The sequence below is a fragment of the Streptomyces sp. FH025 genome, assembly GCF_017427025.1.
Lineage (GTDB): Bacteria > Actinomycetota > Actinomycetes > Streptomycetales > Streptomycetaceae > Kitasatospora.
The window spans coordinates 1-17,979 of record NZ_JAFLNG010000082.1 but is presented as its reverse complement, the minus strand read 5'-3'; the positions used below and the strand labels follow the sequence as shown (position 1 = coordinate 17,979).

Genomic DNA, 17,979 nt, shown 5'->3' with positions numbered 1-17,979 from the left:
GCGGCTCGGCCAGGCCGCAGGGCGGCGGCCGTTCCGGCAGGCCGCGCAGGCGGTAGGCCGCGGGCCATTCCGGTTCGCGGCTGGGGGCGGAGTGGATCCTCGGGGACGACCGTGGCGATCCGTACGGTTGGGGCCGCAGTGGCGCGGGGCGAAGGCGTGCGCGACATTGACGGCTGACCGGCCGCCGGGTCGGGGCTGGTGTTCGCGTCCGGCGCGCGGCGCCTCCAGGGCCTCGGTGACGCTGAGTTCCTCGGCTCGCTGGGCAGCTCGATCGGCGACGGGCCGAGACCGCCGTCCTACCCGGGACGTGCAGGTCGTCTACTCGGCGCCTTGCCGGGCCAGCAGGTCGTGCACGGCCTCGTTCACGGCGTCGGCCGCTTCGCGGTCGGCCGCGAGCAGTACCCGGCCCCGGTAGGCGGAGACGATCTCGGCGACTGCGACCGCATCGGCCACCGCGTTGGCCTCCCCGAGGTGGTCGGCCGGCACCCGGCGCGGCAGCTGCCCGGCGAGCTCGGCGTCCAGACGCTCCGCGTCGCCGGGGTAGCCGTGGCCGGCCCGCAGGGCGGCCCGCAGTTCCTGGACCGTGTTCATCGGCGGCAGGCCCAAGCGGCCCTCGCCATGCCCGTGTTCGGAGTGTTGGGCACTCATCCCATCAGCCCTTTCCCCGGCCCGCCCGGCGCCGGGCGGGCCCTGTGGTTTTAACGGCATCCGAGGACGGGTGGTTCTGCACAGGAAGTCGGCGGATCCGACTTCCTGTGCGTCACCTCGTGGGCTCGCGTAGTTGGACCGCGACGATCGGGTTGCCGCAGAGGTCGTCCCGTTGTCGGCCCGCATCACCCGGCGCCGGGCCGGGACCTGCGCTCCCAGCGCTATCCGCCCCGGGTGCGTTGAGCCGGCGGTATCGTCAGAGGCCGCTGTCGTTCCCCACCCCGAGGTCGGCGAGGGTCGAGCCGAAGGCGGCTTCGATGACGGAGGCGACATCGGAGTCCGGGACGGTGGCGCGCACCTCCGCCAGGACGCCGGGGAATTCGTCGTCGGTGATGCAGCCCCGGTACTCCTGGCGCAACCGGTGGATGGCTTCGACGAGTTCGGGGCGCAGCCGCATCCAGGCGCGGGCGGTGCCGATCTCCGCCTCGACCTGGTCCATGAACCAACGCATGACGTCGTACGGGATGTCGATGTGCCGCCCCTGCGGGTCGAGGCAGATCGCCGGCTCCCGGGCCGGGTCCTCGTCGGGGACGATGGCGCTGAGGAGGGCGCGCTGCTCCGCCGCGAGGCACAGTTCCAGGTACCAGGCGTCGTCGGGCACGGAGTAGAGCGTGGTGATCGCGTAATTCCCGTCGGGGCTCGGGGTGGGCATGGGCCGGATGCTGCCACACCGGCCCTGCTCCGGGCGACGGGAATTCACACCGTGGGCTCGGTCAGCAGTCGGGCGCGCAGGGCGTCGATCCGGGTGCGGTCGAGGCCGAGGGTGGCGGTGAGGTAAGCCTCGACGGAGCCGTAGCGGGTGGCGAGGTCGGCCAGGGCGAGGCGGATCACGGTCTCCGGGGCGCGGCCGTAGCCGGGCCAGCGCAGGGTGCGGTCGGGGTGGGCGGCCTGCCACTCGGCGACGAGGTGCGGGGTGGCGAGTTCGGTGAGGGCGAAGTCGGCGGCGATGTCGTCCTCGGCGACGCCGAGCAGGGTGAGCAGCAGGGCGGAGATCAGGCCGGTGCGGTCCTTGCCGGAGGCGCAGTGGAAGACCACCGGGGCCTCGGCGTCGGCGATCACCTCCAGGGCCCGGCGGATCTCCTTCACCCCGTCCTCGGCGACCTCGGCGAAGCGGTCGGCGAGGTAGCGCCAGGGGTCGAGCTCCGGGTCGATCTCGGCCTGGTCGTACGGGCGGTGCTCGATCGAGAGGTTGTGGTACTCCAGCCCGTCGAACTCGGGCACCCGGCCCTTGGCGGCGATCTCCCAGTCGTAGCGCAGGTCGATCACGGTCCGTACCCCGAGGGTGCGGAGCCGGTCGAGGTCGGCGGGGGAGGTGAGCTTGCCGAGGGAGTCGGAGCGGTAGAGCAGGCCCCACCGTACGGTCCGCCCGTCGGCGGCCCGGTAGCCGCCCAGGTCGCGGAAGTTGCGCAGGGCCTCGAACTCGATGTGACGCGTTGTCATGCGCGGCACTCTAGCCAGCGGTGTCAAGAACCGGCGGTGTCAAGCGGCGGCGGTCAAGCGCCGGCGTACCCCCGGGCGAGCAGGGCGAAGGCGTGCTCGGCGTCGGCGACGGCCTCGGGGTGGAGGTCGTCGGCGGTGCGGCCGCCCTCGCGGATGCGCCGCCAGTTGTGCAGGGCGAGGACGCGTTGGGTGGCGGTGACCTGGGCGGCGAGCAGGGCGGCGGTGAGGTCGCGCGGCGCGGCGAGGTCGGGGGCCTCGCGCAGCGCCTCGGCGAGGGACTGCTCGGCGCGGGCCACGTAGGCGCCGACCCGGGCGGCCAGGCTCGGGGTGCCGTGCACCAGGGCGGTGAAGGCCAGCACCTGGGGGTGGTCGTTGAGGCCGGTGACCGGGTCGCGCCGGTCCAGGCCGTCGAGGAAGTCCCGCCGCAGGGCGTCGAGGACCGTCTCGCCGTCGGCCCGGCCCCGGACCACCTCGGCCGACTGCTCCTGGTGGTCGGCGAAGCGGTGGACGACCAGGTCCTCCTTGGTGGCGAAGTAGGTGAACAGGGTCGGTTTGGAAACCTCGGCGGCGGCCGCGACGTCCACCACCGACACCTGGTCGAAGCCGTGCTCCAGGAAGAGCGCGATGGCGGCCTCGGAGATGGCCTGCCGCGTCCGCTCCTTCTTGCGTTCCCGCAGTCCGCTCATGGGGCCAGGCTAGCAGCCCGGCTTGACCGGGGCAGGTTATTGACCTGGTTGGGCAAGCGGGGACTCAGGAGTCGAAGGAGTCCAGGATCCGGCGGACCGACTCCACCACCGGCGCGCCCGCCCGGACGAGCGAGGCCACGCCCGAGATGTTGCGCAGCGCCCGCCGCAGCACGGACGGCGAGGCGGCCTCGCCGTCGCCGATGGCCTCCAGCGACTCGTCCAGCACCTCGCGGTCCTCGGCCGGCACGTGATCGCGCAACTGTCGGACGGCGGCCACGAGTTCGCGAAGCGCCGCCTTCGGGTCGACCGGTCCCTGCTGCTTGATGATGCCGATGTTGTGGTCGCCGTGCTGGGTGACCGAGTCGCCGAAGTGGAAGGAGTTGCTCATGAGTGGACCGTCTTCCCCGTGTTGTGGTCGCCGTACTGGTTGATCTGGTCGCCGATGTGGACGTTCTCGACCTGGATCGCGAACTCCGCCTGGGGGTTGTCGATCGCCTCCATGATCCGCTGGATCAGGTCCTCGATCTGCCAGGCGTGGTAGCTCACCACGGCGGTGACCGAGGAGCTGGAGGTCTCGATGACCAGCTTGTAGAGCGGCTTCTGCCGCAGCTGGGTGACCAGGCGATAGGTGTGGTAGGCGAGGAACCCGAGAAGTATCAGACTCGGGACGGCGGACGCTGCCGTGTTCCTCAGCGCGCCCCCGGTGAGCGCGTTGAGGATCCCGAAGGCGACCAGTACCCCGAACACCTTCCGGACGTACCCGATGATCACCCGCGAGCGCTTGGGCGGCCACCACACCAACTGCCGCGCCCGGGCGATGTGGCCGAGCGGGTAGGCGTCCTTGGCGACCCACAACACCCGTCGGCTGACGCTGACGTCGATCACGTTCCGTGCCAAGAGTTCCCCCTACTCGTAGCGGCGGGGAGAACCATAGCAACGGCCGCCGACAGCGCGTCCGGCGGTTCCCTACACGCTGCGGTCGGCGAGGATCTCGCGGACCACGTGCCGGGCGTTGGCGGTCAGCGCCTGGTCGGTGTGGCGGTAGTAGGGGATCGTCACCAGGGCTATGGAGAAGGCCCAGGCACGGCCCCGGGCCCACATGGCGTCGTCCGCGCGCAGGGCGGCCCGGAAGGCGGGACGGGCGGCGGCGGGCAGCAGGTTCCAGGCGGCGATCAGGTCGGCGGTCGGGTCGCCGACGCCCATCAGCGCGAAGTCGATGACGGCGGCGAGGCGGCCGTTGCGGGCGAGCAGCAGGTTGCCGGGGGTGAGGTCGCCGTGCATCCAGACCGGTGGGCCGTCGTACTCGGGCAGCCGAAGGGCCTTGTCCCACAGGGCGGTTGCGGCCGCCGTGTCGATCGAGCCGGCCAGCTGGGCGATCGCCGCGCGGGTGGCGCCGTCGCGGGAGGCGAGCGGGACGCTGCGGTGGCCGGCCGGGGCGCCCGCCGGGTTGACGGCGCGCAGGGCGTTGACGAAGTCGGCCAGGTCGCGGGCCAGCCCCCCGGGCGCGGCCAGGGCGCCCACCGCCGGGTTCACGCCGTCGATCCAGCGCAGCACCGACCACTCCCACGGGTAGCCCGCGGCGGGCCGGCCCTCGGCGAGCGGGGCGGGGACGGGCAGCGGCAGCCGCGGTGCCAGTCGGGGCAGCCACTGCTGCTCCCGGCGGACGTCCCCGGCCGCCCACTCCACCCGGGGCAGCCGGACGGCGAGTTCGGGCCCGAGCCGGAACATCGCGTTGTCCGCCCCGGGGGCGCCGACGGGCGTGACCGGAAGGCCCACCCACTGCGGGAACTGGGCGGAGAGCAACCGCCGTACCAGGGCAGCGTCGACGACCGGTCCTTCGGGGTGCATCCGGGCGGCAGCGCACATGCCCGGCAGCGTACAGCGCAGATCGTCGACCTTCAGCCGGATTCCCGAACTGCGCACAACCGAGCGATCAACCCGGCGATCAACCCGGCGATCCCCGCCCCGACCGCCACCGGACAACGGGTGCCCGGCGGCCGCCCGTTCCGGCTCGCCACGCCCGGCCGACGCGGGTGCGGCCGGGGGGCGTCACCGGTACCTGCCAGAATGCAGGGCGTACGGCCAAAGCACTGAAGGAGAAGGTGACCGGCTTCGTGACCACGCCAGTCGAACAGGTGGCCCGCCAGGCCCAGCAGGCGATCGAGCGCAAGATCGCCGAGGAACTGGGCGTCCGCGAAGGGCAGGTGAAGGCGGCTGTCGACCTGCTCGACGGCGGCGCGACCGTCCCCTTCGTGGCCCGCTACCGCAAGGAGGTCACCGGCTCGCTGGACGACGCCCAACTGCGCACCCTGGAGGAGCGGCTGCGCTACCTGCGCGAGCTGGAGGAGCGCCGGGCGGCCGTCCTGGAGTCGATCGAGGCCCAGGGCAAGCTGGACGACGCGCTGCGCGCCCAGGTGCTCGCCGCCGACTCCAAGGCCCGCCTGGAGGACATCTACCTGCCGTTCAAGCCCAAGCGGCGCACCAAGGCGCAGATCGCCCGCGAGGCCGGACTGGAACCGCTGGCCGACACCCTGCTCGCCGACCCGACGCAGGACCCCGCCGCGCTCGCCGCGCAGTACCTCAACGAGTCGGTGGCGGACGGCGCCGCGGCCCTGGAGGGCGCCCGGGCGATCCTGACCGAGCGCTTCGGCGAGGACGCCGACCTGGTCGGCTCGCTGCGCGAGCGGATGTGGACCCGCGGCCGCCTGGTCGCGAAGGTCCGCGACGGCAAGGAGGGCGACGGCGCCAAGTTCGCCGACTACTTCGACTTCGCCGAGCCCTACACCAAGCTCCCCTCGCACCGCATCCTGGCGATGCTGCGCGGCGAGAAGGAGGAGGTGCTCGACCTCGAACTCTCGCCCTACGACGGCGAGTCCGAGGGCGACCTGCCCGGCGAGAACGACTACGAGCAGCGGATCGCCGCCCGCTTCGGCATCGCCGACCACGGCCGCCCGGCCGACCGGTGGCTGGGCGACACCGTCCGCTGGGCCTGGCGCACCCGCGTCCTGGTCCGGCTCGGCATCGACCTGCGCGCCCGGCTGCGCGCCGAGGCCGAGGAGGAGGCGGTGCGCGTGTTCGCCGCCAACCTGCGCGACCTGCTGCTCGCCGCCCCGGCCGGCACCCGCGCCACCATGGGCCTGGACCCGGGCTTCCGCACCGGCGTGAAGGTCGCCGTGGTGGACGCCACCGGCAAGGTCCTCGCGTACGAGACCATCTACCCGCACCAGCCCGCCAACAAGTGGGACGCGGCCCTGAACACCCTGGCCGCGCTGGCGAAGAAGCACGACGTCGACCTGATCGCGATCGGCAACGGCACCGCCTCCCGCGAGACCGACAAGCTCGCCGAGGACCTCCTCAAGCGCCACCCCGAGCTGAAGCTCACCAAGGCGATGGTCAGCGAGGCCGGCGCCTCGGTCTACTCGGCCTCCGCGTTCGCCTCGCAGGAGCTGCCCGACCTGGACGTGTCGATCCGCGGCGCGGTCTCCATCGCCCGCCGCCTCCAGGACCCGCTGGCCGAACTGGTCAAGATCGACCCCAAGTCGATCGGCGTCGGCCAGTACCAGCACGACCTGAGCGAGGTGAAGCTCTCCCGTTCGCTGGACGCCGTGGTCGAGGACTGCGTCAACGCCGTCGGCGTGGACGTCAACACCGCCTCGGCGCCGCTGCTCACCCGGGTCTCCGGCATCACCGCCACGCTGGCCGACAACATCGTGGCCCACCGCGACGCCAACGGCCCGTTCCGCACCCGCAAGCAGCTCAAGGACGTCTCCCGGCTCGGCCCCAAGGCCTTCGAGCAGTGCGCGGGCTTCCTGCGCATCCCCGGCGGCGAGGACCCGCTGGACGCCTCCAGCGTGCACCCCGAGGCCTACCCGGTGGTGCGCCGCATCCTCGCCGCGACCGGCGGGGAGCTGCGCGAGCTGATCGGCAACGGCGAGCGGCTGCGCGCGCTGCGCCCGGCCGACTTCGCCGACGACACCTTCGGCGTCCCGACCGTCACCGACATCCTCGGCGAGCTGGACAAGCCGGGCCGTGACCCGCGCCCGGCCTTCCGCACCGCGACCTTCAAGGAGGGCGTCGACAAGATCGGCGACCTGGAGGTCGGCATGGTGCTGGAGGGCGTGGTGACCAACGTCGCGGCCTTCGGCGCCTTCGTCGACGTGGGCGTCCACCAGGACGGGCTGGTGCACGTCTCGGCGCTGTCGAAGAACTTCGTCAAGGACCCGCGCGAGGTGGTCAAGCCCGGCGACATCGTCAAGGTCCGGGTGGTCTCGGTGGACGTGCCGCGCAAGCGGATCGGCCTCACCCTGCGGCTGGACGACGAGGTCGGCCGCGAGCGCGGTGACCGCGGCGGCGACCGGGGTGGCGAGCGGCAGGCCCGCCCGCCCCGCCAGGAGCGGCGCGGCGGCGGCCAGGACCGGCGGGACCGGGGCGAGCGCGGCGACCGGGGAGGCTTCGGCGGCGGCGCGCCGGCCAACAGCGCCATGGCGGACGCGCTGCGCCGCGCGGGCCTGGCCGGTGGCGGCGACGGCGGCGGTTCGAAGGACCGCCGCTCCGGGCGCCGCTGAGCGCCGCTGAGCGCCGCTGAGCGCCGCTGAGCACCGACGGACGTACGGCCGGGGCCGGCGGGCACGCACTGTGCCCGCCGGCCCCGGCCGTTCCCGTCCGTGACGGTTGCGTCACGTCCGTCACGCCAGGATCTTGTCCTTGGCCTTCTGGTACTCCTCGTCGGAGATGGCGCCCTTCTCCTTCAGGTCCGCCAGCCTCGCGAGGTCGTCGACGTGGCTGGCACCACCGCCGCCAGCACCACCTCCCGGTGCGGTTCCGGCCGCCTCCTTGATGTAGGCCCGGACCGCGGCCTCGGACTGCTGGGCCTGCTCGATGTCCCGCTTCCCCATGTCCCTGCCGCGGGCGATGAGGTAGACCAGGACGCCGATCAGCGGCAGGAGGATCACCAGGAGCAGCCATCCGGCCTTGCCCCAACCGCCCAGGTCGTGGCTGCGGAAGATGTCCGTGATGATCTTGAACAGCAGGAAGAACCAGAGGATCCAGAGGAACAGCTCCAGCATCGTCCAGAAGATGTTGAGCACCGGGTAGTCCACGGCCAGCTGCATGGTGTCCATGGCCGATTCATATCACCGCAAAACGGACATTGCTCTCTGCTGTTCGGCCGTCCCAGTGGTCTTCCGGCCGAACGGGAATATTCAGGGCAGGGAGCGACCTCGGGGGGTGACCTCGGGGAGCGACCTCAGCCCCGCCCCGCCCGCCGCCGCAGCTCCACCGCGAGCCCGACCAGCTCGCCCCACCAGGCCTCGCGCCCGGCCAGCAGCAGCCGCTGCGCCTCGGCGGCCGGGACGGTCCGGACCTCGACCACCTGCTCGCCGTCGTCCGGATTGGTCGGCACGGAGTCCAGCTCGACCTCGCCCCAGCCCCACAGCCAGGCCTTCTCCGGGTGCGGCTGCCACGGCCGGTACGGCACCGGGTCGTCGGTGCGGCAGCGGTGCGCGCCCAGCCAGCCCGGCTCGCCGAGCAGCCGGGCGCCGGCCTCCTCGCGCAGCTCCCGCTCCAGGCAGGCCTCGATGCTCTCGTCCCGCTCCCGGGTGCCGCCGGGCAGGAACCAGTGGTCCCGGTCGTCCCGGCACAGCACCACGTCGCCGTCCGCGAACCCGACCAGGTGGATGTTGGTGACCAGCGCGTCCGGCGGCAGCGCGGTGGAGAACAGCGCGTCGTAGCGGCCCCAGGCCCAGTACTGCGGCGCGTGCAACGCGGGGAACAGCGCGGCGAGTTCAGCGGCTCTGGCGGAGTTGGCGGCGCGATCCGTGTTGTCGGTGCGATCGGTGGTGTCTGTCATTCGGTGATCGTAGTGCCGGCCGGGAAACGGCGGGGGGCCGAGGGGTGGACGAGGGCGATGTCGGAGGTGGAGATGGCGCGCGGCCGGCGGCGCGCCGGGTCGGCCTGGTTGTCGACCCAACTGCCCAGTGAGATCTCGGCCGTGATGCCCGGTCCGAAACCGGCGATCAGCCCGGGGGTGCCCTCGGGCACGCCGCCGTCGGCGAACAGCCGGGCGAGGGCGTCGAACACGACGGCGCTGGCGATGTTGCCGCGTTCGGTGAGCGTGGCCCGGCTGTAACGGAATTGCGCCGGCTCCATGTTGAGGAAGTGGCACAGGTCGTCCAGGATGCGCGGACCGCCGGCGTGCACGATGTGGAAGCCCAGCCCGGAGACGTCCCAGCCGTGGGCCCCGGCCAGCGAGCGCAGGGCGGGCGCGAGCATCTCCATGGTGCCGGGCACCCGCTTGTCCAGCTGGAAGTGGAAGCCGGTGTCCTTGACCCCGAACGAGATCCAGTTCTCGGTGTCCGGGACGAGGTGCGAGCCGTTGCGTTCGATGTGCACGCCGGTGCCGCCGTGCCCGCGCATCACGGCGGCGGCGATGGCGTCCCCGAACAGGCCGTTGGAGAGCAGCGAGCCGACGCCGAGGTCGGTCGGCTGGTAGCAGAGCGAGCAGAACTCGCAGGCGACGATGAGCACGTTGGCGCCCGGGTAGGCCCGGCAGAAGTCGTGCGCGCGGTTGACGGCGGCGCCGCCGGCCGCGCAGCCGAGCTGGGCGATCGGCACCTGGCGGGTGTCGGAGCGGAAGCCCATGGTGTTGATCAGCCAGGCGGTCATCGACGGCATCATGAAGCCGGTGCAGGACACGTAGATGATCAGGTCGATGTCCCGGGCCTCCAACTCGGCGTGGCCGAGGGCGCGTTCGACCACCTCGGGGACGCGCAGCTTGGCCTCCCGCTCGTACACCTGGTTGCGGAGGGTGAACCCGGGGTGGGTGAGGGTCTCCTCGATCGGCCGGACGAGGTGTCGGGTCCGCACCCCGGTGTTCTCGATCAGCCGCAGGGCCAGGCCGAGTTGGGGGTGGCCGGCGTGCAGGGTGCGGGCCAGGTCGAGGGTCTCTTCGAGGGTGATGACGTGCTCGGGCACGGCGATGGCAGGGCGGCAGAGTGTTGCCATGGTGCGGGTCTCCCCATGGGGGGCCGACGCGGACCGGTGGGCGGCCCGGCGGCGGGCCGGTGTGTGCGTGGGCGGTGCGGCGGCGGGCCGGTGTGTGCGTGGGCGGGCGCCGTGGGGTGGCGCGGGAGGTCACCAGGCGAGCGGCAGTGTGCGCGGGAAGCGCCAGATCGAGCCCGAGTTCCAGTCGAGTTCGGACGGGTCGACGGCCAGGCGCAGTGAGGGGAAGCGCCGCAGCAGCGTGCCGATGGCGACCTGGAGTTCCATCCGGGCGAGGTGCGAGCCGAGGCAGTGGTGCTGGCCGTGGCCGAAGGTCATGTGGGTGGGCGTGCCGCGGTCGAGGTCCAGCTCGTCGGGGCGCTCGTAGACCGAAGGGTCCCGGTTGGCGGTCAGGTAGGAGACGTGCACGGCCTCGCCGGCCCGGATCAGTACGCCGCCCAGCTCGACGTCCTCGATGGCGACCCGGGCGATGCCCACGCCCTGGCGGAACGGGATGAAGCGCAGCAGCTCCTCCAGGGCGCGCGGCAGCATGTCCGGCTGGGCGCGCAGCTTGGCGAGCTGTTCGGGGTGGGTGAGCAGGGTGTAGGTGATGTTGCTCAGCTGGTAGGTGCTGGTGTCGTGGCCGGTGACCAGCAGCACCATGGCCATGACGGCCAACTCCTGGTCGTCCAGCAGTTCGTCGCCGTCGCGGGCGGTGGCGAGGGAGCTGATCAGGTCCTCGCCGGGGTCGGCGCGGCGGGCGGCGGTGAGCTCGGTGAAGTAGGCGCGCAGGCCGGCCTTGGCCTCCTCCTGGCCGGCGCGGTCGCCCGGGCCCATCCGCATCATGGCGACGGCCCAGCCGCGCAGCCGGGGGCGGTCCTGCTCGGGGATGCCCAGGAGTTCGCAGATGGTGGTGAGCGGGAGCCGGGCGGAGAGGAAGTGCGTGAGGTCGGCGGGGGAGCCGTGTTCAGCCATCTCGTCCAGGTAGTCGTCGACGATCCGCTGGGTGGCGGCGCGCATCCGCTCGACCTGGCGGTTGGTGAAGCCCTGGGCGACGAGGCGGCGCAGCCGGTTGTGGGCGGGCGGGTCCATCAGGTTGATCGCCTCGGCCTGGGCGATCGCGGCGGGCGTCATCCGGGGCAGGTCGCGGCCGATGCCGGCGGCGCGGCTGAACCGGCGGTCGGTGGTGACCACCTTGACGTCCTCGTAGCGGGTGGCCAGCCAGGCCTCGCCCTCGCCGTGCGGCAGTCGGATCTTCGCGATCGGGGCCTCGGTGAGCAGCCGCTTGAGGAGGGGGTCGAACTCCAGGCCGTCGGTGTGGTGGAAGGGGCAGTCCCACACGGGGGCGGTGGTGGTCACGGGCCTGTCCAATTGTCTTCGTCATGTGGGGTGGTGGTGCCCGAACGGTCGCTCCGATCAACGGTTGTTCCGATCCGGGCACGGACATGCAGATGTTCCCCCATGAGCTGGCAAAAATGTGAATCTCGCGAGCGGTTCGCTCTAACGAGTGAGATGGATGATTGTCATGCGAATTATCGCAATGAGGAGGGGAGTTGACGTTCAGAACTCCGAAGTGGCTTTGACCAGGCCGGTCTCGTAGGCGAGCACCACCGCCTGGGCCCGGTCGCGCAGGTTCAACTTGGCGAAGATCCGGGCGACATGCGTCTTCACCGTGGACTCGCTGAGAGTCAGTTCGCCCGCCAACTCGGTGTTCGACAGACCGCGTCCGAGCAGGGCGAGCACCTCCACCTCGCGCGGGGTGAGCGGGGCGAGGTCGCGGTGCAGCCGGGGCGGTTCGGCGCCGCGGGCGGCGGGGTGCGGGGCGCCGGCCGCGAACCGCTCGACCAGGCGGCGGGTGATCGAGGGCGCGAGCAGCGCGTCGCCGGTGTCCACCAGCCGCACGGCGGCGGCGAGATGGGCCGAGGTGACGTCCTTGAGCAGGAAGCCGCTCGCCCCCGCGGACAGCGCGGCGTACACGTACTGGTCGAGGTCGAAGGTGGTCAGCATGATGACCCGGCAGCCGGGGGCCTGGGCCAGGATCCGGCGGGCCGCCTCCAGGCCGTCCATGACGGGCATCCGGATGTCCAGCAGGGCCACGTCGGGCCGGTGCAGCACGGCGGCGGCCACGGCCTCGGCGCCGTCCGCGGCCTCGGCGACCACGTCGATGCCGCGCGCGGTGAGGATCATCCGGAAGCCGGTGCGGACCAACTCCTGGTCGTCGGCGATCACCACCCGGGGGCGGCTCAGCCCTTCGGGGGCGCTCACGGCCGGTCCAGCGGGATGCGGGCGCGCACCCGGTAGCCGCCGCCGAGCCGGCGCCGGGCGTCCAGGTCCCCTCCGTACACCGCGACCCGCTCGCGCAGGCCGATCAGCCCGCGCCCGGCGCCGTCCGCCTGCTTCGGCATGGGGGCGGACGAGCCCGAGAGCACGCTCGGGCCGCTGTTCAGCACCTCCACCCGCAGGTAGTGGTCCGCGTACCGCACCGTCACCTCCGCCGTCACCCCGTCCCCGTGCTTGAGCGCATTGGTCAGCGCCTCCTGGATGATCCGGTACGCCGTCACGTCGATGCCACCGGGCAGCGGCCTCGGCTCGCCGGAGACCCGGACCTCGACCGGCAGCCCGGCGAAGGCGAACCGGTCGATCAGCGGGCTCAGCCGGCTCAGGCTCGGCTGCGGCGCGAAGCCCGCGTCCTGTTCCGGCTCCTCGACGCCGTCCGCGGCCGGGGCGAGCAGCCCCAGCAGGTGCCGCAGCTCGGTCATCGTGTCCCGCCCGGCCGCCTCGACGGCGCCCATCGCGGCCGCCGCCTCCTCCGGCATGGTGGCCAGCACCTCGCGCGCGGCCCCGGCCTGGACCACCATCAGGCTCACGTTGTGGCTCACGATGTCGTGCAGCTCGGCCGCGATCCGCGCCCGCTCGGCGTCCACGGCGGTACGGGCGGCGCTCTCCCGCTCCCGCTCCAGCAGCCAGCCGCGCTCGCCGATGGCCTCGCGGTGCAGCCGCCGCGCCCGGGCGAGCGCCACGGCCAGCCAGCCGGCGCCCGCGCAGGCCGCACCCGCCACCGCGAGCGCGATCCAGTCCGTCTCCGTTCCCCACACGGCGCCAGCTTCCCAGGTGGGCGCTTGATCCACATCATCCGGGGGTGCCGCCCCCGTACATCCCCGGTACTACGGCGACCTGCGGTTACACCCGGGGTGGGACGCCCGGCCGGGGCCGCCGCGCCTACCGTCGTCCACCATGAGCAACGACCACGACGGGACCACCCGGCCGGACGACGCGCAGGTCGTCGTCGAGCTGTCCGGGGTGCACAAGGAGTTCGGCGACGCCAAGGCGCTGGACGGCGTCGACCTGCGGATCCGGGCGGGCGAGGCGGTCGCCGTGATGGGCCCCTCGGGGTGCGGCAAGTCCACCCTGCTGAACATGGTGGCCGGGCTGGACCGCCCCACCTCCGGCACCGTCCGGGTGCAGGGTCAGGACCTCGGGCGGCTGAACGAGAACGGGCTGGCCCTCTTCCGCCGCCGCCACATCGGCATGATCTTCCAGTTCTTCAACCTGATCGACGACCTCCCGGCCCTCGACAACGTCGCCCTGGCCGCCCAGCTGACCGGCACCAACGCCAAGCAGGCGCGCCGCCGGGCGCTGGAGCTGCTGGACGAACTCGGCGTCGCGCACCGCAAGGACGTCTACCCGGCCACCCTCAGCGGCGGCGAGCGCCAGCGGGTCGCGGTGGCCCGCGCCCTGATGAACCGCCCGGCGCTGCTGCTCGCCGACGAGCCGACCGGCGCGCTGGACAGCCGCTCGGGCGAGCAGGTGATGGACCTGCTGATCGACCTCAACCAGATCGGGCAGACCCTGCTGATCGTCACCCACGACCCCAACCTGGCCACCCGCTGCGCCAGCCGGCTGGTCGAGGTCGCGGACGGCCGGGTGGCGCGCGAGCGGACGCTGGAGACCCAGTCATGAACGGTGGAGCCGTCTGGCGGGCCTCCCGGGGGGCCGTGAAGCGCCGCCGGGTGCAGACCGTCGTGATCGGCCTGGTCGTCTTCTGCTCCACCGCGACCGTGCTGCTCGCCCTCGCGGTGATCAGCGCCGCCCGGGCCCCCTTCGACACCGCCTTCGAGGCCGAGCACGGCGCGCACGTCACCGCCGTCTTCGACCCGGCCAAGGCCTCGGCGGAGCAACTGGCCGCCACCGCCCACCGGCCGGGCGTCGAGGCCGCCGCCGGGCCCTTCGACCAAGCCGTGGTGACCATCGCCAACGACTGGATCGGCCACCCGCCGGGCCCGTTGACCCTGACCGGCAGGCCCGATCCGGAGGCCGCGCCGGTGGACCGGGTGACGGTGCTGTCGGGCCGCTGGGCCACCGCGCCCGGTGAGGTGGTCATCGCCACTCCGGGGGGCTCCTCGGAGAAGTACATCGGCTCGTCGCTCACCACCAGCTCCGGGCTGAAGCTCACCGTCGTCGGCTTCGCGACCGACATGAGCCAGTCCTCCGGCGGCTGGGTCACCCCCGAGCAGGCGGCCGCCCTGCACCCCACCGCCCGGCAGATGCTCTACCGCTTCACCGACGCCGACACCGAGCAGCGGCTCACCGCCTCGCTCGGCGCCGCCACCGAGGGCCTGCCCGAGGGCGCCGTCGCCAGCGCCCAGTCCTACCTGGTGCTCAAGCAGGCCTTCTCGGCCGGCGCCGACGCCTACCTGCCGCTGATGACGGTCTTCGGCGTGCTCGGCCTGATCGTCGCCGCGCTGATCGTCGGCAACGTGGTGAGCGGCGCGGTGGTCTCCGGCTACCGGCACATCGGCGTCCTGAAGTCGATCGGCTTCACCCCGCGCCAGGTGGTCACGGTCTACCTGACCATGGTCTCGGTGCCCGCGGTCGTCGGCACCGTCCTCGGGACGGCGGCCGGCTGGGCGGCCTCGTACCCGATCCTCAAGACCGCCTTCACCGGGATCTCCCTCGGCACCGCCGTGGTCGAGCCGGCCGACTGGCTGCCCGCCGCCACCCTGCTCGGCGTCCCGCTGCTGGTCGCCCTCGCCGCGCTCGTCCCCGCCTCGCGCGCCCACCGGCTCTCCGCCGCCCAGGCCATCTCGGCCGGCAGCGCGCCGCGCACCGGGCGAGGGCTGAAGGTCCAGCGCTGGCTCAGCGGCACCCGGCTGCCGCGGTCCGTCAGCCTCGGCCTCGGCCAACCCTTCGCCCGCCCCGCCCGCACGGCGCTGACCATGGCGGCGATCACGCTCGGCGTGGTCACCGTGACGGTGACGACCGGGGTGACCGGCACCCTGGCCAAGTCCTACGCCCCGTCCGACCGCAACACCCACATCGACGTACTGACCAGCAAGTTCGCGGATAAGAAGATCGAGCCCCGGCTGACCCCGGAGCAGACCGAGGCGATGCTGCACTCCACCGCCGGCGCCGAGCGGGTCTCCGTCCGAGGACTCATGCGGGTCGGCCTGGTCGGCCAGCCCCAGCTCGTCTTCGCCAACTTCTACGGCGGCGACGACATGGTCGACCACCAGCGGCTCCGGGTGGTCGAGGGCCGCCCGGCGACCGGACTTGGCGAGATCGAGGCCGGGCCCGCCTTCCTCGACCAGCACGGCGTCAAGCTCGGTGACCGGCTCACCCTCGTCCTGGACGGGCGGCAGACCACCGTCACCATCGTCGGCAAGGAGATCGAGGGCAACGCCAACGCGATCTCCTCCAACGCCGCCACCCGGGCCCTGCTCACCCCCGACCCGCACGTGGTCGAGTACGACGTGCGGCTCGCCGAGGGCACCGACGCCGCGGCCTACCAGAAGGCGGTCACGGACGCCGACCCGAGCCTGACGCCCTCGATCGTCGCGCCGAGCACGGAAGGAAGCGTCGTCGCGATCCAGACCTTCAGCACGACCTTCACCGTCCTGCTGTCGGTGGTCGCCGCACTCGGCGTCTTCAACACCCTGCTGCTCACCATCCGCGAACGCCGCCGCGACCTCGGCATGCTGAAGGCGATCGGGATGACGCCCCGGCAGGTCGTCGCGATGACGATCACCTCGGTGGCCTGGCAGGGCGTGGCCAGCGGGATCATCGGCATTCCGCTCGGGATCCTGGTGCACCGGCTGATCATCGAGCACGTCCGGATCATCGCCTTCACGGATTCGATGATCGACGTCTGGGGCGCCCCGCTGCTCACCGGCCTCGCCCTGGCCGGCGTCGCGATCGCCGTCCTCGGCGCGCTCGTCCCGGCCCGCTCGGCGGCCCGGCTGCCGATCGCCGAGGTGCTGCACAACGAGTGAGCTCGGAGAACGGGGGCGGACGGCCGGTCGGACACCCCGACCGGCCGTCCGGGTTGTTCGAGCCTGCGGTGCCGTGCGCCGCGTGCGCCGCATGACTGACGCATGCTCAGGCCCCGCTGTTCGAGCGCCTATCATCGCGCCATGGCCACCGCTGAGCTGATCCGCATCGTCTCCCGCTCCTCACCCATGGCACTCGCCCAGGTCGACCGGGTACGCGCCGAACTCGCCGCCCTGCATCCGGAGTTGCGCACGGAAGTGGTGCCCGTCACCACCTCGGGCGACCGCTGGACCGGTGACCTCGCCGCACTCGGCGGCAAGGGCGCCTTCACCAAGGAGGTCGACGCGGCGCTGCTCTCCGGGGAGGCCGACGTCGCCGTGCACTGCCTCAAGGACGTCCCCGCCGACCGCCCACTGCCCGCCGGCACCGTCTTCGCCGCCTACCTGCGCCGCGACGACATCCGCGACGCGCTCGTCCACCCCGGCGGCCTGACCCTGGCCGAACTCCCGCCCGGCACCCGGATCGGCACCTCCTCCGTCCGCCGCGTCGCCCAACTCGCCGCCACCCACCCGCACCTGGAGTGCGTACCGATCCGCGGCAACGCCAACAGCCGGCTCGCCAAGCTCGCGGCCGGGGAGGCCGACGCCCTGCTGCTCGCCGTCTCCGGGCTGGAGCGGATCGGTGAGCAGGACCGGATCACCGAGATCCTCGGCATCGGCGCGATGTGCCCGCCGATCGGCGCCGGCATCCTCGTCCTCCAGTGCCGCGAGGACGACACCGCGACCATCGAGGCCGTCACCGGCCTCGGCCATCACGACACCTGGCGCGAGGCGGCGGCCGAGCGGATGTTCCTGCACGTGCTGCAGGGCCACTGCAACAGCCCGATCGCCGGCTACGCCGAGGCCGAGGCGGACGGCCGCCTCTCCCTGCGCGGCCGGGTCTTCACCCCCGACGGCAAGCGGGTGCTGGACGCCCACGAGTGGGCGGGCGCGCTCAGCCCCGAGGACCTCGGCACCTCGGTGGCCCTGGCGCTCAAGCGGCAGGGGGCGCAGGAGCTGATCTCCTCGATCCCGCACTGAGGCCGGCTGAGGGAAGGGCCTGGGTGATCTCCTCGCCCGCGCGCGTTGTTTCGCCGCGCCCGCTGCGGGCCCGATCCGGCGGGGCGCGGCGAGGGCCCCGCTGTCGATGGGCCCCGCCGGGCGGCCCGCCGCCACCCCGGGGCGGGCCTCCTCCGGCGCCGCCTCCGAGGCGAGCGTCCTGCCGCCGGGCGCCGGCAGTTGGGGCCTCCTGCCCTGGAGTCCGACCAGAGCGCGCCCCCACCCCGCGCGCTCGGCACCCACATCTCGGGCGTCGCCACCTCGGGCCCGGGGACTGCGCGGCATCCCCTTCGGCGGCGGCGACCGCGTGAGCGGGTCGAGCCGGCGGCGTTACCCGGTCGCGCGATGACGGCCGGTCAGCCCCGTCCAGAACCGGGCGGGTGTTCGGGGCGTCCGTTGAGGCGTGATCAGTGCGCTGCTCGGCGGGATGCCGATGTTCTGGCCCGGGCTGCTGCTCTCGCTGGTGCCGGCGGCCCTGCTGAACCGGCCGGTGGGGCGGCTGCTGCGGGCCCACTGGGTGGTGGGCTTCGTGCTGCTGCTCGGGCTCGGCGGGGTGGTGGTGGCGACGCTGCTGCCGGAGGCGTTCGAGCTGTCGGAGGGCGCCGTGCGGCACTGCACGGTGGCGGGTGGGCGGCCGCGCTCGCCGTACGAGCTGCTGCACGTGCGGCACATCGAGCTCAAGCTGGCGACCTACGCCCCGGTGGGCTTCGCCGCCGCGCTGGCCGGGACGCGCCGACGGCGGACGGTGGCGCTGGTGTCCGCGGCCGCGTTGCCGTTCGCGGTGTCGGCGGTGCAGTACGCGC

General features: G+C 73.1%; 18 protein-coding genes. 5 read left to right on the top strand and 13 right to left on the bottom strand.

Translation table 11 applies throughout. The features are described from left to right. Positions 1-318: 318 nt before the first annotated feature. From J0670_RS09080 to J0670_RS09050, 7 genes are all read right to left on the bottom strand, one after another. On the bottom strand, positions 319-591 hold the full coding sequence (locus J0670_RS09080) for a hypothetical protein (protein WP_243436753.1): 273 nt from the start codon (positions 589-591) through the stop codon (positions 319-321). A gap of 313 nt (positions 592-904) precedes the next feature. Further along, a complete protein-coding gene (locus J0670_RS09075) occupies positions 905-1,360 on the bottom strand; it encodes a hypothetical protein (RefSeq protein WP_207810931.1) in 456 nt (151 codons plus the stop codon). 44 nt (positions 1,361-1,404) lie between these two features. Beyond that, positions 1,405-2,148, bottom strand: coding sequence for a tyrosine-protein phosphatase (locus J0670_RS09070; protein ID WP_207810930.1), 744 nt, complete (start codon positions 2,146-2,148; stop codon positions 1,405-1,407). A gap of 53 nt (positions 2,149-2,201) precedes the next feature. After that, on the bottom strand, positions 2,202-2,834 hold the full coding sequence (locus J0670_RS09065; RefSeq protein ID WP_207810929.1) for a TetR/AcrR family transcriptional regulator: 633 nt from the start codon (positions 2,832-2,834) through the stop codon (positions 2,202-2,204). 64 nt (positions 2,835-2,898) lie between these two features. Further along, positions 2,899-3,222: a hypothetical protein gene (locus tag J0670_RS09060; protein WP_207810928.1), complete on the bottom strand. Its 324-nt coding sequence runs from the start codon at positions 3,220-3,222 to the stop codon at positions 2,899-2,901. After that, positions 3,219-3,731, bottom strand: a complete 513-nt coding sequence (locus J0670_RS09055) for a DUF6232 family protein (protein WP_207810927.1) — start codon at positions 3,729-3,731, stop codon at positions 3,219-3,221. The genes J0670_RS09060 and J0670_RS09055 overlap by 4 nt, the downstream gene beginning before the upstream one ends. Positions 3,732-3,800: 69 nt before the next feature. Continuing rightward, on the bottom strand, positions 3,801-4,700 hold the full coding sequence (locus J0670_RS09050; RefSeq protein WP_243436752.1) for an aminoglycoside phosphotransferase family protein: 900 nt from the start codon (positions 4,698-4,700) through the stop codon (positions 3,801-3,803). Positions 4,701-4,948: 248 nt separating this feature from the next. Here J0670_RS09050 and J0670_RS09045 point away from each other — a divergent pair, with 248 nt between their 5' ends. Then, entirely contained in the window at positions 4,949-7,399 is a 2,451-nt protein-coding gene (locus tag J0670_RS09045) for a Tex family protein (protein ID WP_207810926.1), read from the top strand. A 120-nt stretch (positions 7,400-7,519) separates the two neighbouring features. Here J0670_RS09045 and J0670_RS09040 read toward each other — a convergent pair whose 3' ends face one another. The 6 genes from J0670_RS09040 to J0670_RS09015 form a co-directional block, all read right to left on the bottom strand. After that, positions 7,520-7,954 (bottom strand): SHOCT domain-containing protein, encoded by a 435-nt coding sequence (locus J0670_RS09040; protein WP_243436751.1) that lies wholly within the window; start codon positions 7,952-7,954, stop codon positions 7,520-7,522. A 125-nt stretch (positions 7,955-8,079) separates the two neighbouring features. After that, positions 8,080-8,682 carry an NUDIX hydrolase gene (locus J0670_RS09035; RefSeq protein WP_207810925.1) on the bottom strand — a complete coding sequence of 201 codons (603 nt, stop codon included), beginning with the start codon at positions 8,680-8,682 and terminating at the stop codon, positions 8,080-8,082. After that, complete coding sequence (locus tag J0670_RS09030) at positions 8,679-9,836, bottom strand: type III polyketide synthase (RefSeq protein ID WP_207810924.1); 1,158 nt, start codon at positions 9,834-9,836, stop codon at positions 8,679-8,681. Before J0670_RS09030 ends, J0670_RS09035 begins: the two co-directional genes overlap by 4 nt. A 129-nt stretch (positions 9,837-9,965) precedes the next feature. Beyond that, on the bottom strand, positions 9,966-11,171 hold the full coding sequence (locus J0670_RS09025; protein ID WP_207810923.1) for a cytochrome P450: 1,206 nt from the start codon (positions 11,169-11,171) through the stop codon (positions 9,966-9,968). A 201-nt stretch (positions 11,172-11,372) separates the two neighbouring features. After that, complete coding sequence (locus J0670_RS09020) at positions 11,373-12,077, bottom strand: response regulator transcription factor (RefSeq protein ID WP_307806449.1); 705 nt, start codon at positions 12,075-12,077, stop codon at positions 11,373-11,375. Then, the gene (locus J0670_RS09015; RefSeq protein ID WP_207810922.1) at positions 12,074-12,907 is read right to left on the bottom strand and encodes a sensor histidine kinase; all 834 of its coding nucleotides are present in this window, start codon (positions 12,905-12,907) and stop codon (positions 12,074-12,076) included. Before J0670_RS09015 ends, J0670_RS09020 begins: the two co-directional genes overlap by 4 nt. A gap of 139 nt (positions 12,908-13,046) precedes the next feature. Between J0670_RS09015 and J0670_RS09010 the strand changes: the two genes are divergently transcribed. The 4 genes from J0670_RS09010 to J0670_RS08995 all read left to right on the top strand — a co-directional run. Then, on the top strand, positions 13,047-13,772 hold the full coding sequence (locus tag J0670_RS09010; RefSeq protein ID WP_207810921.1) for an ABC transporter ATP-binding protein: 726 nt from the start codon (positions 13,047-13,049) through the stop codon (positions 13,770-13,772). After that, entirely contained in the window at positions 13,769-16,081 is a 2,313-nt protein-coding gene (locus tag J0670_RS09005) for an FtsX-like permease family protein (RefSeq protein WP_207810920.1), read from the top strand. The genes J0670_RS09010 and J0670_RS09005 overlap by 4 nt, the downstream gene beginning before the upstream one ends. Before the next feature lie 141 nt (positions 16,082-16,222). After that, positions 16,223-17,158, top strand: coding sequence for a hydroxymethylbilane synthase (gene hemC / locus J0670_RS09000; protein WP_207810919.1), 936 nt, complete (start codon positions 16,223-16,225; stop codon positions 17,156-17,158). 421 nt (positions 17,159-17,579) lie between these two features. Continuing rightward, positions 17,580-17,979: hypothetical protein (locus J0670_RS08995; RefSeq protein ID WP_207810918.1), on the top strand; the 400-nt coding region annotated here is incomplete at its 3' end.

Coding starts and splice junctions, on each gene's coding strand:
- J0670_RS09080 (WP_243436753.1), bottom strand. CDS start 591: ATGAACACGGTCCAGGAACTGCGGGCCGCCCTGCGGGCCGGCCACGGC.
- J0670_RS09075 (WP_207810931.1), bottom strand. CDS start 1,360: ATGCCCACCCCGAGCCCCGACGGGAATTACGCGATCACCACGCTCTAC.
- J0670_RS09070 (WP_207810930.1), bottom strand. CDS start 2,148: ATGACAACGCGTCACATCGAGTTCGAGGCCCTGCGCAACTTCCGCGAC.
- J0670_RS09065 (WP_207810929.1), bottom strand. CDS start 2,834: ATGAGCGGACTGCGGGAACGCAAGAAGGAGCGGACGCGGCAGGCCATC.
- J0670_RS09060 (WP_207810928.1), bottom strand. CDS start 3,222: ATGAGCAACTCCTTCCACTTCGGCGACTCGGTCACCCAGCACGGCGAC.
- J0670_RS09050 (WP_243436752.1), bottom strand. CDS start 4,700: ATGTGCGCTGCCGCCCGGATGCACCCCGAAGGACCGGTCGTCGACGCT.
- J0670_RS09040 (WP_243436751.1), bottom strand. CDS start 7,954: ATGGACACCATGCAGCTGGCCGTGGACTACCCGGTGCTCAACATCTTC.
- J0670_RS09035 (WP_207810925.1), bottom strand. CDS start 8,682: ATGACAGACACCACCGATCGCACCGACAACACGGATCGCGCCGCCAAC.
- J0670_RS09030 (WP_207810924.1), bottom strand. CDS start 9,836: ATGGCAACACTCTGCCGCCCTGCCATCGCCGTGCCCGAGCACGTCATC.
- J0670_RS09010 (WP_207810921.1), top strand. CDS start 13,047: ATGAGCAACGACCACGACGGGACCACCCGGCCGGACGACGCGCAGGTC.
- J0670_RS09005 (WP_207810920.1), top strand. CDS start 13,769: ATGAACGGTGGAGCCGTCTGGCGGGCCTCCCGGGGGGCCGTGAAGCGC.
- hemC (WP_207810919.1), top strand. CDS start 16,223: ATGGCCACCGCTGAGCTGATCCGCATCGTCTCCCGCTCCTCACCCATG.